The organism is Shewanella sp. Choline-02u-19, assembly GCF_002836205.1.
GTDB lineage: Bacteria > Pseudomonadota > Gammaproteobacteria > Enterobacterales > Shewanellaceae > Shewanella.
In genome coordinates this window covers 982,034-1,006,831 of record NZ_PJBE01000012.1, presented here as the reverse complement: position 1 = coordinate 1,006,831, position 24,798 = coordinate 982,034, and the positions used below count along the sequence as shown (strand labels likewise).

Genomic DNA, 24,798 nt, shown 5'->3' with positions numbered 1-24,798 from the left:
GACTGAAACAAAAAATAAAGTCATGGTGATTACAATCAGACTTAACAGTAAAGGCAGTTAATTAAGCTGTAATTATTGTATTTAATAGCGAATGCAACCATTAAAAACCATAACGTTAAGAGTTACCCCCTGGCACAAGGTTCCCATTTAGCCTAAGAAGCATCATTAGATGAAAATAAGCCGAGGCTGCGCTAGCAACACAAATACTGCGGAATCGGATTTGATTAATTAATAGGTTTTACCCCTGCAATCTCTATTAGAGTCTTTTATAGAACGATATAAATAATTTAGCTCATAAAGATAGCTAAGTTGACTCTAATCCAAGTGATTGGTATTTTAGCACTGTAACAAACTAGCAACCTTATTTAACTATGATTTTGGTCATGGATTGAAGCTCAAATTAATGGACTAAAAAATGAAAAAAGTACTCCTATGCGCAGCACTATTAAGCCTTTGTGCATGTAAAAGCACTGACATACGCAATATCACAAGCTCGGTTTCAGATATAGCCAGTATAGGCTCATCAACGACAACGACCACTAACTCACCGAGTACTGATTACACTCATAATAAGCCACAATATTCCAATGAATCTGAGAATATTAACGCTCATCGCACAGGGAAAACTAATAGAGATTACGGTGTTATCCGTTCAATTTCTTCAGAGAAAAACCCTAAAGGTATGACTATGGTGCGTTTTGTTGCCTTTCATCTCGATAGCGGGGCGGCATTAGAGAGTAACCAATATTTATATTCAATGGATAACAACGGTTGGATGAACAAGAAATCAATCCTTACGCTTGATACCAGAACAAAAATGCTAAATAGCGGTCAATATTACCTAAAAGCACACGCTAAAAGTGGCGAGTTCTACACCACTGGAATGTTGACATTGGCGTCCGGTGTAACCAATGTCATCACCATTGATCTTGAGTAATTCATTAGTATAAAAGTCAATAATGAAAGGCCTGTTAACAGCGGTCTTTCATCTGTTACATCAGCGTTAATTTGGGCGGATTCAGCCAATGCCCCCTCAACGTTAACCAATTCAACGAGGGGATCCGTCTTTAGCTTTTCCGCCACACATGCGCTAACGCTGTCAACATCGGTGCCTTTAGCTACCGCTTCAATACCTTGACTACGGATCTGCTCGACAATTTGTTGTAATAGCAATTGCTCATCTTTGGCTAGCCATGCTTACTCCAATTTCTGCTTCTCATCACCACCGAAATAACCGCAACCACTTAGCCCAAATAACATAACCGTAGGGACTACAACATATTGTTCCTCCAGCAAACTACTAGCGAGTGAGCTAAGCCAATAGTATATCCAGAGACCTCCTTCTAAACTTTTAAATATATTTAATCTTCCTGAAAATTAACAACTAATTCCTGTTTTTAGCCATTTATATCAGAAGGATAACAAACTACCAAGCTTAATCCAAAGCTATAATATTTAGATAAAAATTCTTTTTTGCCCTCCCCAATACTCGTAAAAAAACCAACAGCACTTTGACATTGCATACATTATATTGTAAAAATAACCCCAAGTTTAACATTCTCGCAACAGAGCATTGCCGAGTAATTGAGTTTATTTAAGTAGAAATAAATAGAGGAAGGAGTGATGGCGGTCGCAGCCTAGCTTCAATACCCCCTCCCCCATTGAGGCTACACAATATGATAAAAAAGATTAAAAATAGTTTACCCTGTGTCATTTCACGCAAATCAGTTCTAACAATCGCAATTCTAGCTTCGTTAAATGTAGGAGCTGTACAATCCGCTGAAATGTGTGGTGAAAAAACCTTAGATAGGCAAGGAGAAGTTTCCGCTAACCAAGACCATTGCATTACTGATTACGGTCACTATCTTTATATCAATGTCCCCTATGAAAACAGTGATGTCACAATTACCACTTCCGGTGGAAGTTATACCGGCACCGACGCAGATATCATCTTATATGACGGTGATGACTGGAGTGGAAATCAACAGCTTGTCAGTAATACAGCAGGTACTAACGATGAGAGTATTTCATTTATTTCTCGAGCAGGTAAACGTTACTTCAAAATCAATGGCAATATCCAAGAAACCAACTTAAGAGTCAATATTACTGGCGGGGACATACCACCGCCTATGGGCGATTACATTGTTTTCGATACCAATATCAATGTCACTGTCCCTGCTCCCGCTATTTCTTCAAAGTCTGAGTACGGCGCTACTATTGCGACTATTCTCGCTGCAAGTTACAGCGACTTTGAATCCATTGCGGCTGCAAGCCAGGACCCCATCGCTGACGTTTCCGACGCACTGCATTACCTTGCTAGCACCGATGATTTAGATGACCCAGATTTAAACCAACTATTGTATTTTCTTGCCTCTTATAAATATTACGCCGCAGCGATGACGGATCCTGAAGCACTAAACCTCAGTATTGCACTGCAGGCAGTGACTCAAATGACCGGTTTTATCGGCGATGCTGGCGGAGTGATTCAAGAAGGTTACGCAGGTGCACTTAATAATTTTGAGCGTGGCGCCGGCGCCGCGTACTTTAAAGATTTATTGCCGCACCTATTAGCGACTATTCAATACTATTCAGAGCAAACAGATCCATTTGCAGGTAACAATGCAGGCGACGCGACCATGGCGTTACTTAAAGCCGTGGGTTCAGCCGCGTATTATGGAGACTCCGCGACTAAAGCGGCTTATAACGCTAATATGTTGGATGTCTTATCTGTGATGCGCTCGTTTGCCTATCTAGGCGAAACGTCACTTGATATGCGCTGGTCTACTGAAGCTGATAAAAAATGGATTATCCCCCATAGCTTTATCGCGCTAGGTAAAATTTCATCTATTGCTACCGACGAAGCTAAAGCACGCTTTGATAGCACTATTATTGAAGCCCGCGATAAGTTAGTTAATGACATATCAATTGAAACCACTGAAACCATTGTGACAAAGAATTACTTGGAGTCTGCGGGGCGACAGTGTGAGGCGAGTGATCCGCTTTATGGTCACTGTATTGTACCGCCAAAAGAGGAAGACATTTTAACCGTTCGCCATGAGTGTACCGATAAGCTCATCATTCGTGCTCAAAACAGTATTTCGCAAGCGACACTCGACCAATCTTGTGCTGATTTATCACTGCAAGAAACCGAGTTCCACGCTTTTTTCAACACCAATTCTATTCCTGTTCAAGGCGATGTTAACGACGTTCTTGAGGTGGTCTCATTTGCTTCGCCTGAAGATTATGAAAAATACGCACCAGAGTTCTTTGGGATAAGCACTGATAATGGGGGGATGTACCTTGAAGGTTCTCCAGAAGTTGTTGGTAATCAACCACGATTTATTGCAATGCAGTGCCCTGACGCTTGGGTTGGTAACTCTTGTCAATATGAAGATCAAATTTACAACTTAAGACACGAATTCGTTCACTATTTAGATGGTCGCTATATCAAGAAAGGTTCATACGGTTCATTCGATTACAACGTCTCTTGGTCAGAGGGGATGGCTGAGTACATGGCCAATGGTAACGATCATCCAAGAACCAATAATACGCTGGAAGGTAAAACCATTCCGCCGTTATACAATTTGTTATTTATGGCTTATGGATATGATGAACTTTATCCATGGAGCTATTATGCGATGCGTTATCTGTCAGAAGAACATAACGATGAAATCGTCAAGATAACTCAAGCACTGCAAGTGGGTGATAAAGATGCCTACACAGAGGTACTAAAAGGTGTTGCGGCACGCACAGAAGCAGGATTTGAAGCTTTTGTATTGGCGAATGCCGATGTAATAGCACCACCAGCAACAACCATTCCTGATACCAATGTCATTGGTGAATGCACGCTAACTCAGCAATACGCTCGCCATATTGATGCAGCAAAAATTGACTTCACCATTACCAATACCACCGATGTCCCAGTATCACTATTTTGGATAGACAATAACAAGGGAACTGCCAATTTTGCTAAGAACTACAAAACACTAAATCTGGGTGATAGCTATACATCAACGAATTGGAGCCAGGGCGATCGATTGATGTTAAGCGATAATGCCATGAACTGCCTCGGTGTTAGCGTCATGACCGACGACAGTAATAGCTTTACTATCGATGAAGAGCTTGTCAAAGATGTAGTACCTGAAGTATTGCCAGCACAAGACATGCTGGGTAGCTGTGAACTTGTAAGACCTCACCTAATAAAAGATGAGTCCCATGAGTTTACCATTACCAACACAACTGACTACCCAGTACGTTTATTCCGTATTGATAATCTAACAGGCAAGCCTAAATACGCAAGTGCTGCCACTGGTTTCGATTTTGGCTACGGTACCTTGAATAAAGGCGAAAGCTATAGCGCTGACATCTGGTATGGAGACCGTCGTTTTGTGGTTACCGATGCACGCCTCAACTGCTTAAGCGTTGGTGTACTAAACAATCCAACGGCTAACTTTACGATTGATGAGTCAACCATTGCCAATGCTGCGCAGCCTGAGATTATTCCAGAAGCTAATACCATTGGAAGCTGCGATCTTAAGGGTAAACATCTAACCGGCCCATTTGAAGCTGATTTTTCATTTACCAACAACAGTAACACCGCTGTACGAGTTCACCGTGTCGACAATGAAACGGGAGAGCTAAGTGAAAGCTTTGGCTTTACTACTCTAGAGAATGGTGAAACCTACGATAGTGCAACAACCTGGAAGTGGTTTGGTCATCGCCGCGCAGCAATTACCGACGTAAACAACCAGTGTTTAGGTGTCGCGGTGATGTCACAAGAAAATGATATCAACGATTATCTAATCACCGACGAGTTAGTTAATGGTGGCGATACCTCACCCATTGATTCAGACGGCGATGGTGTTATCGATAGCGAAGATGCATTTCCAAATGATGCCACTGAAACCCTAGACAGTGATGGCGATGGTGTGGGTGACAATAGCGATGCCTTCCCATTTAATAGTACCGAATCAATGGATAGTGACGGTGATGGAGTCGGTAATAATGGCGATGCATTCCCATTTGATGCAACTGAAACGGTTGATACTGATGGCGACGGCATTGGCGACAATAGCGATGCTTACCCAACAGACCCCGACAATAGCGTGATCATCAGCTGCGGCGCAGCAACCATCAGTTCTGGCAAGTTAACCTTAGAAAAAGAAGAGTGTATTAGCGGTGGAAAAGGCAGCTACTATGTGTGGGTTGACGCAGACAACACCGACCTATACATCTCGACTCAAGGGGGCGATGGAGATGCGAATATCTATTTCAATGCCGATACTTGGGCGTCTTCGACCAATGCACAATCTAAGTCAGAAGCAAGTGGCAATCGCGAGCAATTGCATGTCGTTGCAAATCGGGGCTGGCGCTACATTAGCATCAATTCGAGCACGAGCTACAATGGCGTGTCGATGACCGTGAGTTTAACCGACGGCTCAACGGTTGAGCCAGTTGAACCCGGAGTTCCATCAGCATTGAGCAATATGTGTGATAGCACATTGCCTCAAGATTACGGCAGCATTAGCAATGGTGTGCCCATCTGTGTAAAGAATGGTCGTTCGTCTTTCTATATCAATGTGCCTGCTGGCACCCAAAGCTTAACCGCTGAAACGGGTCATGGCAGCGGTGAATTAGCACTTTATACCGGTGAGAGTTGGCCTAACGCAGACGACAATACTGGTATGTCGACAAACCTTGGTACTCAGGAAAAAGTGACCGTACAGCAGCCAAACTCAGGTTGGTACTACATCACAGTTCAAAGTACACCTAGCAGTGAGGACGTCACCTTAAAAGTGACACTTAAGTAAGTGTGTTAGTCGTAAGCTAAACCAGCACTAACACTGGCATAGGACTAAAAAAGGCAAACCATCAGGTTTGCCTTTTTCCTGTTATATTAAACAGACTAAATCAACTGGCATTTTGGCAACACCAAGCGCACATGGCTTGAGCTCAGCCGCAAATGCCATTGGCAAAGTAAAACAGTGAACTCTTTCGCCTCTTTGAACGTAATGGAAAGTAATCAAAGGGAGCATTCTGCTATGGGTACATCTAATAAAGTTGCCACTATTGCGGCAATTGAAAGCACGAACAATCTGGATATAGTGGATAACAATATCACTCAGCAACGACAGCCATACTTACCTAAAATTATTGGCGTAGCTGATTCAACACACTATTTGGTAGGCGCTAGCGATGCTAACAACAACTTTATCGAGCTCACTGAAGAGAGCTGCGTTGTTTGTGTAAGTTCTTTAGCACAAGCAAAACAGCTACTGCGCAATCATCACTACCGGGTCGCGCAACTCGAATACCAGACGGCATACGATGAGATGTGTGGACTGTCGAGCAGTGGTAATTATCATGAAACGATTAAGCTCTAAACTCTAAATTCTAAATTCTAAATTCTAAATTCTAAATTCTAAATTCTAAATTCTAAATTCTAAGGATTTAGCTACAGATCATGTTGCTGAATATACTGCTTGGGTGACTTACCTAAGGTCTTCTTGAAAAAGGTGATAAAAGCGCTCGCCGATTCATAACCGAGTTCTTCTGCAATGCGCTGTACCGAGGTACCACTGGCTAGCTTTTGCAACGCTAAAACAATATGCAACTGACCACGCCAACGGCCAAAAGTAAGCCCCACTTCTTGCTTAACCAATCGCGTTAGTGTTCGCTCACTCATGGCATAATCCTTGGCCCACGTGGCTATCGACCGTCTATCATCTGGCGTTAACAGCAATTGCGAAGCTATCGCCTTTAAACGCGGCTCCACTGGTGTGGGGAAATCATAATGCTGTGTCGGCATCTGTTTGAGCAGGTCAATTAACACTTCTACTAACCTCGCGGTGGCAGTATTAGGCAGATAATTTTGCTCTAAGCTGGTCAAATGTACTGTTAGCTCTCTTATCAGTGGAGAGATTGATAAGGTACAACTTTTTTCAGGCATACCTTGAACGTCAGGATCAATAAACAGCATACATACATTGGCGTTACTAGAGATCAAATTACCATGTAACTCCTGGCTTGGGATCCATACCGCACAGTTAGGCGGCACCATCCAAATCGCATCCGCAATCTTACACTTAATGTAACCACTTAACGCCATCACCAACTGGCACTTATGGTGCTGGTGCTGCGGGGTTTCTGCGTCGCGTTCCCCGCCCGTCATTTTCAAAGCCACCACTTTCTGTGGGAAAGCATCAGAATCAAATACCGGGAAAGAATGAATGTTCAACAAAATACTTGACCGTTTTAAGCAATAAAAAGTCACTATAGCTCAATTCAGTAAGCACAATGAAGCGTAAGCTGCGCACTTTACTGTAAAGCAGTTATCTTTTTTGCTCGAGGACAACACAATGGCAAAGCTCAAATCTCCTTTTCTGGCCAGCAGCGCCTTTTTAATGCTGGGTGTTTTACTGATCTCAGTGAGTTTACGCAGCCCCATTACAGGAATAGGCCCTTTACTCGACGCCATTCGCGCTGAGCTCAATCTATCCGCCACTCAAGCTGGTATGCTCACGACCTTACCACTGCTTGCATTTGCCTTTTTCTCCCCTATAGCGGCAAGACTTGGGCGCAAACGCGGGCTTGAACAAGCACTGATGTTATCGCTGTTATTAATCACGTTAGGCCTGGTTATCCGCTCATTGGGCAATACATTAGGCCTCTTTAGTGGCACGGTAATCATAGGTGCCGGCATTGCCATTGCCAATGTGCTGTTACCAAGCTTGATGAAACGAGATTTCCCTAATAAAATTGCCACCATGACTTCAATCTACGTATTGATGATGGGGGCAGGTTCGGCCCTCAGTGCTGGTTCGGCAATACCACTGGCTGAGTTCGCAGATTCACTCTCTATTAGCTTTATCCCCAATTGGGCCTTTTCGTTAGTCAGTCTAGTTTTGTTTCCCATCATTGCGATGTTGGTATGGCTGCCGCAATTGCGTAACCATACAGCTCCAACAAAAGATGCAATGGAACTTGATAGCCATAGTTACCTTTGGCGTAATGCTGACGCTTGGCACATCACCCTATTTTTAGCCATGAACTCATTTTTGATGTACATCTTCATCAGCTGGTTACCAACAATCTTGGTCGAACAGGGCTACAGCCACCATGAAGCGGGCGTTATTCATGGCACGTTACAGCTGTTCACCGCAGTGCCCGCCGTACTACTTATCCCGTTAATGGCTAAAATCGACGATAAGCGACTCTTGAGTTTCGGCTTAACCCTCATGGCGTTTATTGGGATCTTAGGCTTGATCCTTGCGCCCGCCCACGCAATGATTTGGGGAATGATGTTTGGTTTTGGCGCTGGCGGTGGTTTCATTGTCGCATTAGCGCTGATCAGTTTGCGTACATCTAGCGCTCATCAAGCGGCTACATTGTCAGGAATGGCACAGTTTCTGGGTTATCTTTTTGCAGCAACGGGTCCCATTATAATGGGTGCTATTCATGAGGACACTGGCAGTTGGCAGCAACCATTAATCGTCTGTGCAGCCGTGGCGCTTGTTTGGAGTACATTCTCCGTTCTCGCCTCTAAGAGCAAGCTGATCACCTCAGCAACATTGCCTTTAGCACCGCGAGTCATGAGTAAATAATCAGCCTATATAACGCTAAATATATATCGTTTATATAAAGCTTATCTCGATTTGATAACGCCGCTCCTTTAAATCAATACACTGCAGAGACTGAAGCTAAGCACACTCGTGTTTAGCGCTTTCTTTCTTAAAGGTAACGACTGATGAATTTTTCTCCCGCTCATATACTGTGCACAAGTTTAGTATTACTACTGAGCGCATGCGCTAGCAATGCCCCAATTTCGGCAGATTATTCCACTGCAGATTTACCGACTAACCGCCAGTTTCATGAAGTTAATTATGGAAATAGTAATAAAGGGGTGCAGTGGGTCTCTAACAAAATAGAACCTCATTACTACCACTCACTTATAGTGTCCCGAGTTGAGCTAACACCTGATACCCATTATGACGCGCAGATCCCGCTGTCGGTACTCAATGATTTAGCGATTAACGTCACCAGTAAACTAGGTGATTACATATCGCCATCGATTGATGTGGTCGATAAAGCCGGTGAACATGTCGCAGTGTTATCAATCAGAGTGAGTCGTGCCACAGTGGTCAATGCCGATCTAAAACTCAGACAACTAATGCCAGTTGGCGCTGCACTTACCTTGTTAAAAGGCGTTACAGGAAATGAGAGTAAAACAGCTAAAATCATCATTGAAGCCAAGATTAAAGACAGTGTTTCAAAAGAGCTATTAGCGGAGCGGATCTCAATCATCGAAGCCACTGGGGCGATAAAAGGTGACTATGCTGAGCTTAATTACAATCAAATCCAATACAATGTCGCCAGACTAGAAGGTGAAATCCGTACTTTTATTCAGTCTGCGGCCTATGAAGCACGCCAAGCGCCTGCCCATTAACGATGGTAAATGGTTGTTGCTAAAAATAAATGAACAGTGAGAGTCAGAGTGACCATCATTTGGGCCCATTTGGGCCTGGTCACTGCCATTCTCTGGGTCATTGAGCGTTATCCAAGCTAAAATCGCGCCTTAGGATTTAACACTGGATCACCTTCACAATCTTATGGCACTATTTCCAAGCTTTAATGACGTGCACTGCTGGCTTGTTGAAGATACATTTTGATTCGTATCACTGACGTTGAGACTTAATTCTCTCAATACCATTTAGTGGGAGTAGCTTCGGAGATATTGGCCATGTAACCTTGGCGCTTGCCTAGTACGCTTTTTGATCGGAAGCGCTTTCAAGACATATAAAACAATGAGAAGCTTGGCTAGAGTGAGTGTAATAATTAATTGATGAACGCTATGAATATCGATTCAAAATCTATCCAAGTTGATAACTGTCTAAAGGTGCTCTCCACCGCGTTAAACACATTGGGCCTCGATCAAAGCGCTATTGATGAAACGTTACTTCAATGTCAGTGTTTCAATGCCAGTAGTGGCCAGATTTTATTACGCCAAGGTCAACCACAGAATAACGCCTACTTTATCGTTTCTGGGATCCTTAAAGCTTGTCATTATAGTGGGAGTGGCGCTGACTTATCTAAGGAGTTCTATTTTACGCATGAGCTTTGCTTCCTTTACGCCTGTTGGTTAACCGGACATGTAGCTGAATATCAAATAGAAGTAGTAGAAACCGCACAACTACTGCAAATACCTTTAAGTTTGCTGTCTCAACCACAATGGCAAACCGGTAAAATAGCATTACTTAGCCAGCAACTAATTTATAAAGAACAAAAAGAAGCTTTCTTGTTACTTAATACCCCTGAGCAGCGTTATCAATTCTTAATCGAACATCGGCCTATTTGGGTTAAAAAACTCAATAATATTCAGTTAGCCAGCTACATTGGTATCAGTCCTGTGAGTTTATCTCGGTTAAAGTCACGACTTTTCGAGCAAAGCTAAGTTTAATCCCCCTAATGAACTTAGGTTAATTACTGTCGCTACGATTCAATATAGTCTTAAAAAAATGAAAGGCTTACAACCCGTAAGCCTTATAATATTAAGGCTGCAGTATGTCTGCTTTTATGCTGTCACAATGCTTAATTGCTATCGCAATTGTGTTCGATATTCTTTCATTTCAATTTAAACAAAAACAAAAAATAGTGGCCTGTTTATCTGTTTCCGGCGTACTCATAACCAGCCATTTTGCACTACTTGAACAATGGACGGCCACAGCGTTAATGTTACTCGCAACCATCAGATATTTCGTCACTATTTTTAGCCACTCAAAACGCTTAATGTATATTTTTCTATCTTTAAACACACTCGTAATGATGCTAACTTTTTCCGGAATGTTGAGCTTACTGAGCTTTGCCGGCAGCTCAATTCAAACCATGGCAGCTTTTTGTCAAAGCGATCAACGTCTGCGGCAACTTATGCTCATAGGTACCAGTATATGGCTTATCAATAATATGCTCGTTGGTTCACCCGCTGCAGTGTTAATGGAGTTGCTCTTTATTGGGAGTAATCTTATTGCTTACTATCGCTACTATGGTTGGGTTGTTAAAACTAAAAAAGTGGCTTAGCTGAGATCGTTACAGAACATAAAAAAGGGCACATATACTTTAATGCTTGTCAGTTAAAACCCAACCGGCATTAGACTTATTAGTCCCCCCCCCTTTTTCTTTATTACCAAGCAACCAATTTTTACGCTAACAGTAAAAAACCGACAAACGTAAATGCGGCCACGATTAACGCATAAGGAAGTTGCGTGACTGCATGGCTCACTAGATTACACCCCGACCCCTGAGCGGCCAATACAGTTGAGTCAGAGTAAAAACAAGCCTGACTGCCAAAAGAAGATGCTGATAACAAAGCGCCAATAACCAGTGAAATATTGGCATCGACCGACTGTGCTAACGGCATAACAATTGGAATCGAGACTGCAAATATCCCCCAGCTAGATCCTGTTGCAAACGCTAGCACTGACATTGTTATAAACACCACTGCGGGCAGTAACTCTGGGGTCATATACGGACTCAAGCTGCCAATAACAAACTGAGGCAACATCAACTTGTCGCAAACATCTTTAAAGATAAACGCCGCTATAACAGTACCGATAGCGGGAAGCATGTTCTTAAAGCCATCAATCATCTGTTCCATCATATCTGACAGTGGCATCAATTTTTGTATGCCGTAATAAGGCAAGGTGATCGCTAACGTCGCAATCAGCCCTTTAAGTACATCGATATCAAAATAAACGGTAAAGCCAACCAACAACAAAATTGGCACAAAGAAGTTATGCAGTTTTCCGCCGTCATCGGCATGTTTAAATTCATCTTCAATCGCTTTAAGCGCATATTCATCAGAGGTTTGCACCGCATCTAAATCCATTTGCTTAATGGCGGGTTTACCTTGCATCGCGGCAAGCTGCGCTTTTTTCATCGGCCCAAATACCGGCACGATCCCTAAAATAACCAGCAGGACCATTAGAACGGCTAACCATGCATAAAGCATGTACGGAATAGCCTGCATATAAACCGCAATTCCCTGGCCTTCGCTAGCAATGCCGTTATCGACCAACAAGCCGCCAAAAAATACCGCCCAAGTGGACAGTGGCACCAACACACAAATAGGTGCAGCGGTTGAATCAACCACATAAGCCAGCATTTCACGCGATACTTTAAATTTATCAGTCACCCGCTTCATGGTTGAACCCACCGTGAGCGCATTAAGGTAATCATCAATAAAGATGACCACGCCTAAAATGAAGGTCATTAAAAGTGATGACTTCTGCCCTGTTGCCAATTTTAAAGCGTGACGACCAAATGCCATTGAACCGCCAGTTTTCACCAGTAGCGCAATTAAAGCACCGAAGCCACCGCACACTAAAATAAGCCAACCAATGGTTTCATCGGCCATAACAGATAACGAAGTATCAGCGAAATTGGTTAGCATATTAGCGCTGTCATACATCGCTAAACCCACTAATGCGCCAATAATCAAAGAAAGGATTGGGCGGCGTAGCACAATGGCTAACACCAATACCACCACAGGTGGGACAAGACTTAAGGCTGTCGGCTCAGACATGCGCTAAGGTCCTTATATAAAGTGCCAAAATGGCAAGGTTATTCACCAAACTCATACCGTTAATTGTTGAGTTCAATTGCTGCTTTATCCTTGAGAAGCCCGCCTTTTACCGGTCTTTAATGGAACCCTTAGAAAAACATCGCGCCGAAAATAATCCTCAATGGCTTTTGAGTCAATAAAAATTATTATTCGGTGGCCGTTTTTATTGCAAATTCATATGTAAATCAGCTAAAAATCTCAAAAGAGAGAATTAAATACTCGTTTTACGACTCATCCCTAGTCACTTTCATCAGCCTTAGAGATAAACAGACGACTAACGTCGTTGCTCCATAGCTGAATAATTTTACGGCTTTTGGCTTTATTCCAAAAACATTTACCAAACAAAATGATCCCTGCACCTTCAAAGTCGCGGCGATCCTCTAAACCAAAGCGAGAGATCAGTGAATTGGCAAACATATCAATGGGGATCCCCACATCTTTAGTCTCAGCGGGATTCAACCACAAACGCTCTTTATCGGTATGAGAGATGGTGCCCCAATACAAACGCGGTGCACCGTTTTCAGTCGGCTCGGCATCGGCAAAATTTACAAATAGGTTTTTAGCACGCCAGCGATATTTATCATCGGTATATACCCAAAGATCCGATGTTGCCAGATCACTGCCGCGCAATAAGCTATGCAATACCTTTTCCAGTCCTTGAGTAGCAACCCGCTTTTTAGCGCTGGTTTCATCTTCTGTTTTAACGGCTGTAGGCCCAGTGAGCTCAGGTTTTAATAGCTCAGCTGTTGATAAGTCTGCCGCCACTGGCATTGGGGTTATGACTGTAGGGTTGTTAGATTGGGTTTCATTTTCGATAAGCACTTTGGTGACCGCTGACGGTGTTTTGGCTTTAGTCATTTTTGGCGCACAGCTAAAATCGATAATCAGCGCATCGCTATCAACCACCAACTGATTAACTTCAATCGCGTGTTGCTCTTCACGCTCTTTGGCGGCAGAAGGTTTAAACTCAGCGCAATCAGCTTGATGATAACGCGAGCCAAAGCATGCGGCTTTACCATCTTTTGACGCTTTACGGTAATAGGCTTTACCTGCACACGCTGGACACAAGAGTGCTTGGCGATATTTTTCAATATCAGCATCAGATAACTTTTGAAACTTAAATACCGAATAGGTTATCGGCTTGGTTTCGTCATATAGGCAAACAGCATCAAGCATGATTTTTCCTTTAAGCCTTTGAAAAGACTGTTACCATCATAAGCATTTGCTCTATTTTAACAATCAAATTATCACTAATGATTCACAGCCATTGAGCTTTCATGTTTATTTTGGTCATAGCTTCGTGACCATGCAGCAAGACAAAGACGATGCAGCGACAACACCGTGAAAATGGCAAGTACACCCCCTTATATTAGCAGAGCATTATCAGTCAAATCAGCATGGTCTTCTGGTGCTTATTAGCCCCTTTCCTTGAAGTCCAAAGTGGCTACAACCAACATTGCAGCCGTTATTTTAACAAACATAAAGCCTTTTACTTTGGTATTTACCCTGACACTCATTTCGGTAAAACTCGAAATATAAATTGACTAAATTTAAAATACGTTTATTATCAGCCCATCTTAATTATTTCGGTAATTCCGGAAATAACAAACAAACATTTGTAAGGTCAATATTATGAGTCCTGAAATCATCACTATGGCAAAAGAAACAGCGAATATGTTCCTGTTTTTAGCCGCTGAATTAACGATGCTATTTCTTGCTATTAGCTACATTGTCGGTATTTTGCAGGAGTATATCCCGCCCGAAAAAATACAATCGATTTTAAGCTCTAAAAAAGGTAAAGGCTACATCATCGCCGCTCTACTTGGCGCCATTACACCATTCTGTTCATGCTCAACTATCCCCTTTTTAAAAGGGTTGCTCAGAGCAAAAGCGGGTTTTGGCCCAATGATGGTTTTCTTATTCTCTAGTCCATTATTGAACCCGATCATTATTGGCCTATTTGTGATGACCTTTGGCATTAAAGTCGCGGTATTCTATTTCTTAGTCGCTATGGTTGTGTCTGTTACCGCTGGCTATGTTTTAGAAAAACTTGGATTCGAGCGTTATGTGAAACCTGAAGCTTATGAAGCGGCAACGCCTTCTAGTTGCGGGACTAGTTGCTCAACTACGGACAAAAAACCAGTAACAGAGGCCGTAAAAACAATCTCTAGCGGCTGCGTACCTAAGCAAGAAGTGCAAGCGGTAATGCAGGGCAGTTGCAACGCAGAACCTGCACTGGCAACGGCTGGTACTTGTAGCCCTGCACCGCAAAGTGGTTGTGGAACACGTTCTAATGCAGCAAGTTCATCTGCTGTCAGTGACACCGTTAAACAAGACAACCGCTGGATACGTGTATGGCGCTCAACGTGGAAAGACTTTAAACAAGTTTTACCTTACCTAATGATAGGTATTTCACTTGGCTCATTAATCTATGGTTTTATGCCTACAGAACTGATTGCTAAATACGCAGGAGAAGGTATGTGGTATGCCATTCCTATTGCGGCGATAATCGGTATCCCTTTGTATATACGTGCAGAAGCGGTGATCCCTTTAAGCTCAGCATTAGTTGCCAAAGGTATGGCGCTGGGTTCGGTTATGGCATTGATTATCGGTAGTGCCGGTGCCAGCTTAACTGAAGTAATCTTGCTCAAGTCTATTTTTAAGAACCAGATGATAGCGGCATTTTTAGCAGTGATCCTCGGTATGGCGATAGGTGCAGGCTATCTTTACAGTTTCATTTTTGCCTAAGCTGACCCCTCTGTAATGGCTAAAGCAAAAAAGCATTAGCGCGTACAATTAATAAGCGTATAATTGCACTGTAGTTAAGACTCTATTAAACTAAGAAGGCTTAACTACAGTGCTCTACATGATTAGCGAGCACTCACCAACTGTAAGTTTGAAAATAAGTATATTAGCTAGAGGAGTCACATGATGGCAAAACATCGTCAGCAACAACCGCAGATTGAGCATGAAAGTGGTCGCGGCGTCATTAAAGATAACGCGCTAAAGGCAATCGTCACCAGTACCTTGTTTAGAACACGGACTGAGAAGCCTAGAAAGGGCAAAGGGTCTTACAACCGCAAACAACAAAAGGGGCAAAAGCTGAAGGGCTTAGCCCCTTTTGACTATCTGGCACTGAGCCTTTTTTATAGAATAGCTCGCTAGCTTCCCCTTCCCTAAAACCTAACTAACATCTGTCCCTAAACTCTCGCAGAATGACCGTTTACTTTGCCCTGTAAAAACCTGCCATTGATTAAATTAGCGATTGTTGAATTTATCGGTTGACGACAGCCTGCAACAACTAGACTATTGAGCTTTCGAGACACTATATTCAGCTTGGTTAAATGACGCTTCTATTCACCTCTATTTATACGCAAATTAATTGCCTGACACTACGACTCCTCGCCAGTGTGATGTGGCATTCTAGCTGCGCGGTAAATTGGGAATATAATAAATAGTTAGCCATTAATTCTCGATTCCACACCGCAAAGAGTCTGCAGCGCGGTGATGGATATTCCCCTCTTTACTCGCCCTTCTCTCCTGCGGTTCGATATTAATCTGTATCATTAGCGCGAGTCATGATTGATGACCCTGCTATAAGCGCAAGGAGTGTTGAAATGTCAACAACAGCATTACCCAAGATGGTTCCAGCGGCATTTTTGTCGGTGGTATTAATTTGGTCGACAACGCCGCTAGGCATCGTCTGGAGCAGTGAATCAGTACATCCAACGATGGCGGTTTTACTGAGAATGCTAATTGCGCTGACTTTAGGTGCGCTGATCATACTAATTGCACGTATTCGACTGCCATGGAGTGCTACCGCGAGAAGGCTATATGCCGTTTCTTCGATCGGGATTGTTGGCGGGATGCTACTCAGCTATTTTGCCGCCCGATATATCCCCTCTGGCATCATGTCGCTGATCTTTGGTTTATCACCATTGATCTCAGGCTTATTAGCCCAGAAAATACTCAATGAACCCAAATTTGGTCCAATGCGATTAGTAGCGTTAGTCATGGCATTCATCGGACTTGGCATTGTATGTTCATCTAAGCTTTCACTTGAGAGTGATAGTTGGATTGGACTGCTATTGATCCTATCTGCGGTGAGTTTGTTTAGCTTGAGCGGAGTATTAATCAAAACGGTTAAGATAAATATCCACCCCATTGCCAGTACCGTGGGCGCACTTATTTATTCAACACCAATGTTTGCGTTAGCCTGGTTATTATTTGATGGTACATTGCCGATTGAGACTTGGCAGCCTCGTTCACTGTTAGCGATTACTTATTTGGGCGTTTTCGGTTCACTTATTGGTTTTATCAGCTATTTCTATATTTTGCAGCATCTCAATGCCAGCACGGTTGCGTTAGTCACGCTGATTACTCCGGTATTTGCCATGATGTTAGGCGCGCAACTCAATGGTGAAGCCATTACCCAAGCCTTAGCGATAGGTGCTTGTTTTGTATTAACCGGTTTAGCCTTGTATCAGTTTGGCGATCCCTTGCTGAATAAGCTGTCTAAAAAGAGAGCCTGTCGCAAACGTTAACTGCAATTTAAGATAAACGGCGGATCATACACGCCGTTTATCGATAGCGACCACTATTGATACGTTTGCCCTTGATGCTTTAACCAGCCAGCAACATGCCGACCTTTAGGATCATGATGGGTCCAGTGCACCACGCCCCCACGATCATTATATTCATATTCCCCCTTAAACAAGACGCGATCTCCGATCTTCAAGCTATCAATCTTCGCTGCCAAATCTATATTATGCGCAATCAGTAGAGTTTGGCCGCTTGAAAGCGTAATAATAAACCTCTGGTGACGGCTGCCTTTATTGTCGTCCGGTAACAGTCGACTCACAACCCCAGCGCTCTGCACCTGTATGCCACTTCGCTGTTGAGAAAAGGCTTGGCTTATCTGCTGCTCATCCGCAGCAACGGCACTCGATATATACGCGGAAGAGCTATAAGCACCAGAATTATTAGGCGTAGACACTCGGTTATAGACAAAACTAGCAATCGCCAATACCACTAGCATTATCGCAATACGATATAACATGCCTTTTATCGATTTAGCAGGTTCAACTTGATTGTCGAGGGCTTTTTTATCGTTAGTTTTGATCGGTTCAGTACCATCTTCAAAGGTTTCTGGATTGCTTTCGACGCCTTCAATCCTTGCCGAAAATGCGCGTTGTTTAGCATCGGCTTGGGTCTCTATTTGAAAATACAAAATATCACCAACCAATGGTCGCCTAGCCATATGTTGTAGTGCTGACATATGAATAAACACATCACAGCCCTCTTCTGCATTCTCTACCCGGATAAAACCATAGCCTTTGCTGTCATTCCAGCGAACTAATTGTCCCTTATTTATCACTGCAATCCCTCGTTTAAAAACGTTGTTGTATTGATTTTGGCCACAAGGCTTTATAAGCACTGAGTTGCTCAAACAGTGCATGAAAAATATCTAATGCCGCTAAGGCATCGCCTGCGGCGTAATTAATCTGCTCTGCTGATAGTGATTTATCAAGTGGAATAGCCCAGTTAGATAACGTCACCCGCTTACTCTTAGGTAATTTAAGCGCCAGTACCGTCGCAGCTATTTGCACGGTGCCCATCTGTTTTGCTGCGCCAAGTTGATTCATCAACCAATTGAGATCGAGTATAGGATTGAGCGCAATACCAAAGTCACGCTTCACCGCATTAACGTCACTGCGAAGGCCGATACCAATCTTAACGATATTCGAATCCTCGCCTAACACCTCAGTAAGTGCCGTTTTAAAAGGCAAAATATTGCTGCCAACCATTCTAAACAGATAACAATGGCTGCTCGTCGCAATTTGAATCAAGGAGATAGGATTGGTATTACGACGACCTTTTTCAAAAGTTGCCGCCGTTTCAGTATCAAAACCAACCCATTGCTGCGCCTTAATATCGTCAATAACAGCCGCTAAAGCCTCAACGGTCACGATGACGATTTGACGCGATTTACCGTTTAAATTCTCTGTTACCATTTGAGTTTTATCGATACGGTAATCGCTCAAACGGGCGATATCCCTATCACTCATACGGCAGATTAAATTCGTACGCAGCAGCAGCCAATCAAGTTTTTGCTGATTTTTTTCGTTAGTGATAGAACTCAAGAATGCTTGTTCAGCACTTTCCATTGCCGCGAAGTAAGCATCTGCTTCCGCACCAAGTGCTTGCCTAAGCAACACCGACTTGTCTGCTGCCAATCCAAATTTATATAAGCTCATACTGTGTTTCTCAACGGTTTTAATCGCTATTAAGCAATGACTTCTCGCATCGAATCATAACTCGAAATCACACCTTATTGCGTAATAAAATCCAACTGATGAGAACCGAATCTGTCTAATACAACAAGAATAAGGTGCCGACAGACATGAAAGCTGACTTTATCTTAATCGAGCGTGATAGGTTCAACGACGATGCTAGCAGATATGGCCAACACAAGTTCACCAAACTTGGGGGCGATGGCAAAGCAGTCTTTAATATAGAAGATATTCAAGGGTAACTCGCCATTAACTAACCAATAAGGCGAGCATTATCGCTCGCCTTATTTAACCCAGTCATTTTAGGGGCTGTTCATCAATCTGCTTACGTTGGCGGAATATCACCAAAACGACCATTTTGATAATCATCAATAGCCTGACGGATCTCAGCTTGGGTATTCATGACAAAAGGTCCCATGTGCACGATATCCTCTTTGATGGGTGTCCCCACTAATAACAATACTCCAGCCCCTAAAGCCGTAGCCCTGAGCGTTAAAGCGGCTTTAGCATCGAGCAGTAATAATTGTTGCGCTTCATAGAGCTCTCCAGTGTCACTCGTTAGCTGCCCCGCATAGATATAAATCCCGACAAATGGGTGTTTATCCAGTCTCAGCTCTGCACTGCCATTGGGGTCGAGTATCAAGTCTGCTATTTCTGCTTTTCCAGCAAGCTCTTGAATGGGCGCTGTCACTGTTTTCCCTGCAAAGTTCCAATGACCAGTCAATGCTCTTAACTTAACGCCATGTGAATTGCTCACCTCTGGGATGGGCGTATTGCTGGTGTCTTGATAACGTGCTGGGCGCATCTTTTCGCTGGCAGGCATATTGAGCCAAATTTGAAAACCATGTAAGCCAGTATCAGCATCGGCTAAGGGCATCTCAGAATGAATCACGCCACTTCCTGTGCTCATCCATTGTACATCACCCGCCTGTATCGCTTTGACGTTACCGAGCTGATCTTTATGCTCCATACCGCCTTTGATAATATAGGAAAAGGTTTCGATACCACGATGTGGGTGTGGAGGAAAGCCGCCAATATAATCCGCTTTATCATCTGACTTTAGCTCATCAATCATCAGAAAAGGGTCAAAGTGACCGTGAGTAAAATCGGCGACGCGAGAGATATTAACACCGTCACCATCCATGGTACGCTGCGCTTGATGCTGACTAATAATGTTCATATGTTTCACCTAAATAGTTATCGACTATATAAGAGTAACAATCAGTGATTAGAATGAATAACGCGAAATATGGCGGTTTTCATTCTAATAATACGAAAGAAACGACCATTTTATGGGTGAGTCAATGCGTTGATACTAAAACGGATGGTCAACCATAACCCAACCGTTAGTCGCTTCATCGGAATGAGCGATATCAAAGCGGATCACAATACCGGCGGTTAATGCTCTTAACGACAAACCGTAATCAACTTTAAGATCAGACAGTAAAGTGCTGGCGGTATATTCTGGTGCCACTCTACCCGCTTCAACAAAACCAACCACTTGAAACCAATCTAATCTCAAAAACTTCAACCAATTAATGTCTTCTATCGGGTTATATTTCAAAGTATAGCGATATTCAGCACTGCTATAGATGGCCGCTTTGTCATGGAAGCGATTTTGATCGAAACCTCGCATACGATAAAATCCACCTAAAGTTGCACCTTCATTGTAGGGTGCGTTGTTGGTGACTTGTCGCCCACCGAGTGCGTCATATTCAAGATCCCATGATGGCGAGTAGCCTGTCCAAAAGTTGAGTGCGAGTATTCGCTGACTGGCATAATCTGACTCTCCAAATGAAAAATACTTACTCATATCGAGGTTCATAAAGGTCCACTCATTATCAGAGTCTAACCATGCTGCATCGTGAGAAACTGAAAAGTACTGACTGCTACCACTTGATGGGTTAACCGAAAAATCAGTGTTGTCGTATAAGATCCCCAATTCTATGGCATGGATGGTGCCATCAAGCTCGCCATCGACAAATTCAAAACTTTGATAACGGTTAAACTGGCGTAACACCACCACGGTTGCGCCGCTCTCAAGCGGATCCCAGCTTTTGCCACCACTTGGCTCTGACACTAATAAGCCATTTTTAAGCTTGTATTCAACCATACCCTTATCTTTCGTCGCACCAATTGGTAATGCATACTCAAGCTTTATATCAAACCAGTTTGATGAACCATTGGCTTCTAAGAATTGTAAATTGGTTGAATCATTACTTCCTGGAAGTGGAGTACCCGCGGGAATTAACTCTTGCCTCCCTCCAGCATAAGCACGTTGATCAGGGTAATAACCAAGAAAACCGTAGGCACTTAAGAAAAAGCGTTCTGTTTTTGGCAGTTTAAAATTCCAAACGCCGAGCCCAATACCTTGGCTCACATCACCACCAAATACGGTGCCACCAATGGTCATCTGATCTTGGAAGTAGCCACTGAGCATGCCACCTAAACCAATGTTAAGGCCCATAGATTCAGAGTTGAAAAAATAAGGTAAAAGCAATTTTTCTTTAACATTGTCGGGCGTCTCAGCCCTGTCAATTGAGGTTTTAACATTAGCCGCTGGCGCTGCAAGTGTGCACATAGGTAACAACGCGAGTGCGAAGATACCGCTATTGAACGCGCTAATATTGGTTTTTAAACCCATTTAATTCCCCAATTCAATAATGCGTGAATACGCCAAAACTCAGCAAAGCTAATTAACGTCAATATAAGTTTTATCTTACCCACAATACACATACCAACCAAGTAAACAAAACGGTATTAATAAAATAGTACCAACAAAATAACAACATCTGATATCTTACAAGTAAATAAACGACATACGCATTTAATTGACGGGAGATTCAATTAAGAGTTCATGTGAAGTAAGTCGTAAACCAGGTTATCGAAAATAGAGTGACTACTGCGTCATTAAATAACAGTCTGGTTTAAGAGCCAATAATTGCAACTATACTCATAGAGCCTTTAATAAATGGAGCAAGATTGATGGCTAAAAAAGTGTTAATACCAATCACACTGCTTTGTTGCATGCTACTGACACTAACGAGTGCAGCCGCCGCAACGCCAGCGGTTGGCACCCATCATGGGCAAGTTGATATGATAGATGGTCAAGCTATGGCGTGGGAACAAACAAGCCAGCAATGGCTTACTATTGAAGTTTTTTGGCAAAACTGGGTCAACACTCGTGGTGGCCTCACTTGGAAAAGTAGCGAACAGTACCCAAGCTATGAGCAAGTTAAAGAGCAAGATACCTTCCTAGTCGAATTAAATGGCGGCACTTGCATGATGGAGTTTTGGCACGGTCGCTGGCGCCGAGCAAACGATGTTCGCCGCTGGGACGATGCTTTTAATGACTACTCAGCCTGCCCTCGAGTGTTCGACTAGTTTTTGCCATCGGGAGTGAGCCCTGCAATTCGACCTCTACCGCCCACTGTTCACTGTAGAGGAGTCGCTTTTGGTGAAAGCAAATAATGGTTATTCCCCCGGCAAAATAAATTACACAAAATAAGGCGCTGTAAAAGGTTCAGCTAGTATTTGATTTAACTTAGTTGTTTCTAACAAGCTCACACCTTAAGCCGAAACTTCTGACGCCGTTTCGATTGTCACGTAATATTTCTTACTACTAATACTTCGTTATTAATATCCGAGTTAACTTTCATCATGTCAGAAACTTCATTTGAACGGGCTAAGCGCTCATTTATTGCTGCAATATGGGCGACGCTAGCGAGCATATCCCTAGGGTTAGCCTTTAAAATTTGGCTAGCACAATGGGTCGCCAAAAGTGATCTTGCGCTCTACCACACCGTTGTCGACATTATCTCCTTATCCTTGATCCTTTTAAGTGGTTTTAGAAGCTCCATGGTCGTGAGTTTTTCCCAAACAAAAAACGCGCAGGATATTACCAATATTTTTCGCTACTCACTCATCTTAATGGTGCTGCTGACTTGGGGGGTAGTGCTGCCTTATATCAAACATCAGCTCAAGATTGATGTCGAATACGTACAGCTGGTGGGTATTATTCTCGGCATGGGTTTTAAAGTGTATTTCACCAATCAAATTGGTATGTATCGACTTTATCATATTGCCAATAAAGCGATTTGGATTGAACCATTAGTGCAGATACTGCTGTTCTTAGTGTGTTACTACGCCCTGCACCAAAGTGCGATATCCTCGCTGTTTTTCAGCCTAATGCTCTCTAGTATAGCCGTTGCCTGCTACATGTTTATTCAACGTCGCAAAGAGATTGCCACCACCCCTTTTGCCCCCGTCCAACTCGACCCAGAGATGCGTAATTTTGTAAAAAAAAGCATGCTGTCTTCTTTAGAGGTCGGTGCTAGCATTTTGATGATCTACATTACCGTTCTACTGACCGTGGGTTACTTTACAGTGGATGAACTCGGAGATTTTCAAGTCGTTGTTAGACCCTTGTTTGCTTATATGACACTGCTATTTATCTTTCCTGTTTATCGCTATATTCTACCTGAAATAGCGCAGTGTCTCCGTGAGGGGGAGTATGAACAGATAGCCAAAATGCGACGTTGGTTTTATAGCTTAGGCGTCACAATAAGCTGTTTGTTTTTACTGAGCATGATATTTTTCAGTGAAGAACTCGTCACGCTTATCTTCCCAGCCACTTACGCTTCTGCAGCGCCAGTATTGATGCATTTCTCACTGTTCTTTGGTTTTATGATGTTAAATGCCTTTCAGATAGCCTATATCAAAGCCCACGGCCACTTTATGCAGAGTTTGTCGATTCGTATCGCTGGAATCGTCACTTTGGTTGCTATGTTTTATATTTTACGGCTTTTCACTGATAACGTGGTCGCAGTTATCCTCGCGATGGGGTGTGGTTATGTGCTGATGTTTATCATTTCGAGTGTGATGGAATATCGCCTAGTCAAACAACATAAACTAGCCTCTAACTAGAGCGATAATCTATTCTATGTCACTAAGGCTTAAGCTGCTGACAGATCGTATCAATAAACCATTGATAACGACTGGGCAGCTGCCGCTGCTTCTTGGTCACCATATAAAGCTCTTCAGCAACGTCTGACAAGGTGTTAGCAACAAAAAGTGGCTCAGGGTATTCATCCACCACTATCTGCGGTAGAACGGTAAAACCTAAGCCTTTAGAGACGGGTAACAAAATTTGATTCAACTGATTGATATAACCCCGTTGCTTGAGTTTATTCATCCCTGAAAATTCATTGCCAAAATGGGCGCTCAATAGTTGCTCTGCATAATAATGGCCATCGGGATGATTGATAAAGCCTATCTTCTCCAATAAAGACAAGGTTACGTTAGCTCCGCTATAGCTTGGCGGTAACACTAAGCATAGTGCCTGTTTGCCTAAATATTGTTGTTTAAGCTCCAATGAAGATTGCTGTTGCGTCACAATACCAACGTCCACACTATTATCTAAAATACTATTAATAATGGCGCTGTTCGGCGCAGCCTCTAGGGAAACTTGAAGCTGTTCATGCTGTAATTGATATTGCACAAAACGAGGGTAAAAGTGCATGGCTAATGCGCCAGAGCAAGCAAAGCGGCAGATCCCACTATGAGGCTCATCGACTTGGAGTTGCTGCAGTAGATGCTCCTCCTCTGCAATTTTTCCTTTGGCATAAGCCAGTAATTGCAGGCCCGCATCCGTCAGTTCAAAACTTTTGCCCTTTCGGGTTAATAACAAAGTGCCAACTTGATTTTCAAGCTTATTAATATGCTGACTCACGCCAGGCTGAGTCATAAACAATTGTTCTGCAGTGCGAGTAAAATGTCCTACCTCGGCGAGTGTCACAAACGTTATTAACCATTGTTGATTCAGCATTAATACTCCCTTCTAATTTTAAGCTACCAATATGATAACAAGTAATTATTAAAATGCTAATT

Annotated in this window: 21 protein-coding genes and 1 pseudogene; 13 read left to right on the top strand and 9 right to left on the bottom strand. The window is 43.0% G+C overall.

Translation table 11 applies throughout. The features are described 5' to 3' along the window. Positions 1-415: 415 nt before the first annotated feature. Complete coding sequence (locus tag CXF83_RS06440) at positions 416-937, top strand: hypothetical protein (RefSeq protein ID WP_101091400.1); 522 nt, start codon at positions 416-418, stop codon at positions 935-937. Positions 938-1,005: 68 nt separating this feature from the next. Here CXF83_RS06440 and CXF83_RS22810 read toward each other — a convergent pair. Beyond that, a pseudogene (locus tag CXF83_RS22810) lies at positions 1,006-1,260 on the bottom strand (hypothetical protein); the annotation flags it as partial. A 416-nt stretch (positions 1,261-1,676) separates the two neighbouring features. Between CXF83_RS22810 and CXF83_RS06430 the strand changes: the two are divergent. Next, entirely contained in the window at positions 1,677-5,810 is a 4,134-nt protein-coding gene (locus CXF83_RS06430) for a collagenase (protein ID WP_101091399.1), read from the top strand. A 231-nt stretch (positions 5,811-6,041) separates the two neighbouring features. After that, positions 6,042-6,383, top strand: coding sequence for a DUF6482 family protein (locus CXF83_RS06425; RefSeq protein ID WP_232775045.1), 342 nt, complete (start codon positions 6,042-6,044; stop codon positions 6,381-6,383). Between the two features lie 71 nt (positions 6,384-6,454). On the opposite strand, the gene CXF83_RS06420 is transcribed toward CXF83_RS06425, so the two are convergent. After that, complete coding sequence (locus CXF83_RS06420) at positions 6,455-7,171, bottom strand: AraC family transcriptional regulator (RefSeq protein WP_180961012.1); 717 nt, start codon at positions 7,169-7,171, stop codon at positions 6,455-6,457. A gap of 187 nt (positions 7,172-7,358) precedes the next feature. Between CXF83_RS06420 and CXF83_RS06415 the strand changes: the two genes are divergently transcribed. The 4 genes from CXF83_RS06415 (at position 7,359) to CXF83_RS06400 (ending at position 11,073) form a co-directional block, all read left to right on the top strand. Then, on the top strand, positions 7,359-8,603 hold the full coding sequence (locus CXF83_RS06415) for an MFS transporter (RefSeq protein ID WP_101091398.1): 1,245 nt from the start codon (positions 7,359-7,361) through the stop codon (positions 8,601-8,603). Positions 8,604-8,746: 143 nt separating this feature from the next. After that, positions 8,747-9,445, top strand: coding sequence for a DUF3313 family protein (locus tag CXF83_RS06410; protein WP_101091397.1), 699 nt, complete (start codon positions 8,747-8,749; stop codon positions 9,443-9,445). Positions 9,446-9,850: 405 nt separating this feature from the next. Beyond that, entirely contained in the window at positions 9,851-10,450 is a 600-nt protein-coding gene (locus CXF83_RS06405; RefSeq protein WP_145991653.1) for a Crp/Fnr family transcriptional regulator, read from the top strand. A gap of 110 nt (positions 10,451-10,560) precedes the next feature. Then, positions 10,561-11,073, top strand: coding sequence for a YgjV family protein (locus tag CXF83_RS06400; RefSeq protein WP_101091395.1), 513 nt, complete (start codon positions 10,561-10,563; stop codon positions 11,071-11,073). 121 nt (positions 11,074-11,194) lie between these two features. Here CXF83_RS06400 and CXF83_RS06395 read toward each other — a convergent pair whose 3' ends face one another. Then, entirely contained in the window at positions 11,195-12,577 is a 1,383-nt protein-coding gene (locus CXF83_RS06395) for a Na+/H+ antiporter NhaC family protein (RefSeq protein WP_101091394.1), read from the bottom strand. Positions 12,578-12,853: 276 nt separating this feature from the next. Then, entirely contained in the window at positions 12,854-13,792 is a 939-nt protein-coding gene (locus CXF83_RS06390) for a hypothetical protein (RefSeq protein ID WP_101091393.1), read from the bottom strand. Positions 13,793-14,248: 456 nt separating this feature from the next. Here CXF83_RS06390 and CXF83_RS06385 point away from each other — a divergent pair, with 456 nt between their 5' ends. The 3 genes from CXF83_RS06385 to CXF83_RS06375 all read left to right on the top strand — a co-directional run bounded on the left by CXF83_RS06385 (position 14,249) and on the right by CXF83_RS06375 (position 17,160). Beyond that, positions 14,249-15,364 carry a permease gene (locus CXF83_RS06385; RefSeq protein ID WP_101091392.1) on the top strand — a complete coding sequence of 372 codons (1,116 nt, stop codon included), beginning with the start codon at positions 14,249-14,251 and terminating at the stop codon, positions 15,362-15,364. Positions 15,365-15,547: 183 nt separating this feature from the next. Beyond that, a complete protein-coding gene (locus tag CXF83_RS06380; RefSeq protein WP_101091391.1) occupies positions 15,548-15,781 on the top strand; it encodes a ribosome alternative rescue factor ArfA in 234 nt (77 codons plus the stop codon). Positions 15,782-16,233: 452 nt separating this feature from the next. Next, on the top strand, positions 16,234-17,160 hold the full coding sequence (locus CXF83_RS06375) for a DMT family transporter (protein WP_101091390.1): 927 nt from the start codon (positions 16,234-16,236) through the stop codon (positions 17,158-17,160). A gap of 53 nt (positions 17,161-17,213) precedes the next feature. Here the strand turns inward: CXF83_RS06375 and CXF83_RS22970 are convergent, their stop codons facing one another. Both CXF83_RS22970 and CXF83_RS06365 read right to left on the bottom strand, forming a co-directional pair. Continuing rightward, positions 17,214-17,993, bottom strand: coding sequence for a DUF3465 domain-containing protein (locus CXF83_RS22970; protein WP_257985280.1), 780 nt, complete (start codon positions 17,991-17,993; stop codon positions 17,214-17,216). 13 nt (positions 17,994-18,006) lie between these two features. After that, a complete protein-coding gene (locus CXF83_RS06365; protein WP_101091388.1) occupies positions 18,007-18,873 on the bottom strand; it encodes a 3'-5' exonuclease in 867 nt (288 codons plus the stop codon). Between the two features lie 146 nt (positions 18,874-19,019). Between CXF83_RS06365 and CXF83_RS22965 the strand changes: the two genes are divergently transcribed. After that, positions 19,020-19,151: a hypothetical protein gene (locus CXF83_RS22965; protein ID WP_257982761.1), complete on the top strand. Its 132-nt coding sequence runs from the start codon at positions 19,020-19,022 to the stop codon at positions 19,149-19,151. 83 nt (positions 19,152-19,234) lie between these two features. On the opposite strand, the gene CXF83_RS06360 is transcribed toward CXF83_RS22965, so the two are convergent. After that, positions 19,235-20,089, bottom strand: coding sequence for a pirin family protein (locus tag CXF83_RS06360; RefSeq protein WP_101091387.1), 855 nt, complete (start codon positions 20,087-20,089; stop codon positions 19,235-19,237). Between the two features lie 135 nt (positions 20,090-20,224). Next, on the bottom strand, positions 20,225-21,553 hold the full coding sequence (locus CXF83_RS06355) for a BamA/TamA family outer membrane protein (RefSeq protein ID WP_232775044.1): 1,329 nt from the start codon (positions 21,551-21,553) through the stop codon (positions 20,225-20,227). A gap of 341 nt (positions 21,554-21,894) precedes the next feature. On the opposite strand from CXF83_RS06355, the gene CXF83_RS06350 reads away from it, so the two are divergent. After that, complete coding sequence (locus tag CXF83_RS06350; RefSeq protein ID WP_101091386.1) at positions 21,895-22,293, top strand: hypothetical protein; 399 nt, start codon at positions 21,895-21,897, stop codon at positions 22,291-22,293. Positions 22,294-22,569: 276 nt separating this feature from the next. Further along, positions 22,570-23,835: a hypothetical protein gene (locus CXF83_RS06345; RefSeq protein WP_198553513.1), complete on the top strand. Its 1,266-nt coding sequence runs from the start codon at positions 22,570-22,572 to the stop codon at positions 23,833-23,835. Between the two features lie 22 nt (positions 23,836-23,857). On the opposite strand, the gene CXF83_RS06340 is transcribed toward CXF83_RS06345, so the two are convergent. After that, positions 23,858-24,736 carry a LysR family transcriptional regulator gene (locus CXF83_RS06340; RefSeq protein WP_101091384.1) on the bottom strand — a complete coding sequence of 293 codons (879 nt, stop codon included), beginning with the start codon at positions 24,734-24,736 and terminating at the stop codon, positions 23,858-23,860. Positions 24,737-24,798 lie beyond the last annotated feature (62 nt).

Bases quoted from the DNA above. Each gene is read 5' to 3' on its own strand.
- CXF83_RS06440 (WP_101091400.1), top strand. From the start codon at position 416: ATGAAAAAAGTACTCCTATGCGCAGCACTATTAAGCCTTTGTGCATGT.
- CXF83_RS06430 (WP_101091399.1), top strand. From the start codon at position 1,677: ATGATAAAAAAGATTAAAAATAGTTTACCCTGTGTCATTTCACGCAAA.
- CXF83_RS06425 (WP_232775045.1), top strand. From the start codon at position 6,042: ATGGGTACATCTAATAAAGTTGCCACTATTGCGGCAATTGAAAGCACG.
- CXF83_RS06420 (WP_180961012.1), bottom strand. From the start codon at position 7,171: ATGACGGGCGGGGAACGCGACGCAGAAACCCCGCAGCACCAGCACCAT.
- CXF83_RS06415 (WP_101091398.1), top strand. From the start codon at position 7,359: ATGGCAAAGCTCAAATCTCCTTTTCTGGCCAGCAGCGCCTTTTTAATG.
- CXF83_RS06410 (WP_101091397.1), top strand. From the start codon at position 8,747: ATGAATTTTTCTCCCGCTCATATACTGTGCACAAGTTTAGTATTACTA.
- CXF83_RS06405 (WP_145991653.1), top strand. From the start codon at position 9,851: ATGAATATCGATTCAAAATCTATCCAAGTTGATAACTGTCTAAAGGTG.
- CXF83_RS06400 (WP_101091395.1), top strand. From the start codon at position 10,561: ATGTCTGCTTTTATGCTGTCACAATGCTTAATTGCTATCGCAATTGTG.
- CXF83_RS06395 (WP_101091394.1), bottom strand. From the start codon at position 12,577: ATGTCTGAGCCGACAGCCTTAAGTCTTGTCCCACCTGTGGTGGTATTG.
- CXF83_RS06390 (WP_101091393.1), bottom strand. From the start codon at position 13,792: ATGCTTGATGCTGTTTGCCTATATGACGAAACCAAGCCGATAACCTAT.
- CXF83_RS06385 (WP_101091392.1), top strand. From the start codon at position 14,249: ATGAGTCCTGAAATCATCACTATGGCAAAAGAAACAGCGAATATGTTC.
- CXF83_RS06380 (WP_101091391.1), top strand. From the start codon at position 15,548: ATGGCAAAACATCGTCAGCAACAACCGCAGATTGAGCATGAAAGTGGT.
- CXF83_RS06375 (WP_101091390.1), top strand. From the start codon at position 16,234: ATGTCAACAACAGCATTACCCAAGATGGTTCCAGCGGCATTTTTGTCG.
- CXF83_RS06365 (WP_101091388.1), bottom strand. From the start codon at position 18,873: ATGAGCTTATATAAATTTGGATTGGCAGCAGACAAGTCGGTGTTGCTT.
- CXF83_RS22965 (WP_257982761.1), top strand. From the start codon at position 19,020: ATGAAAGCTGACTTTATCTTAATCGAGCGTGATAGGTTCAACGACGAT.
- CXF83_RS06360 (WP_101091387.1), bottom strand. From the start codon at position 20,089: ATGAACATTATTAGTCAGCATCAAGCGCAGCGTACCATGGATGGTGAC.
- CXF83_RS06355 (WP_232775044.1), bottom strand. From the start codon at position 21,553: ATGGGTTTAAAAACCAATATTAGCGCGTTCAATAGCGGTATCTTCGCA.
- CXF83_RS06350 (WP_101091386.1), top strand. From the start codon at position 21,895: ATGGCTAAAAAAGTGTTAATACCAATCACACTGCTTTGTTGCATGCTA.
- CXF83_RS06345 (WP_198553513.1), top strand. From the start codon at position 22,570: ATGTCAGAAACTTCATTTGAACGGGCTAAGCGCTCATTTATTGCTGCA.
- CXF83_RS06340 (WP_101091384.1), bottom strand. From the start codon at position 24,736: ATGCTGAATCAACAATGGTTAATAACGTTTGTGACACTCGCCGAGGTA.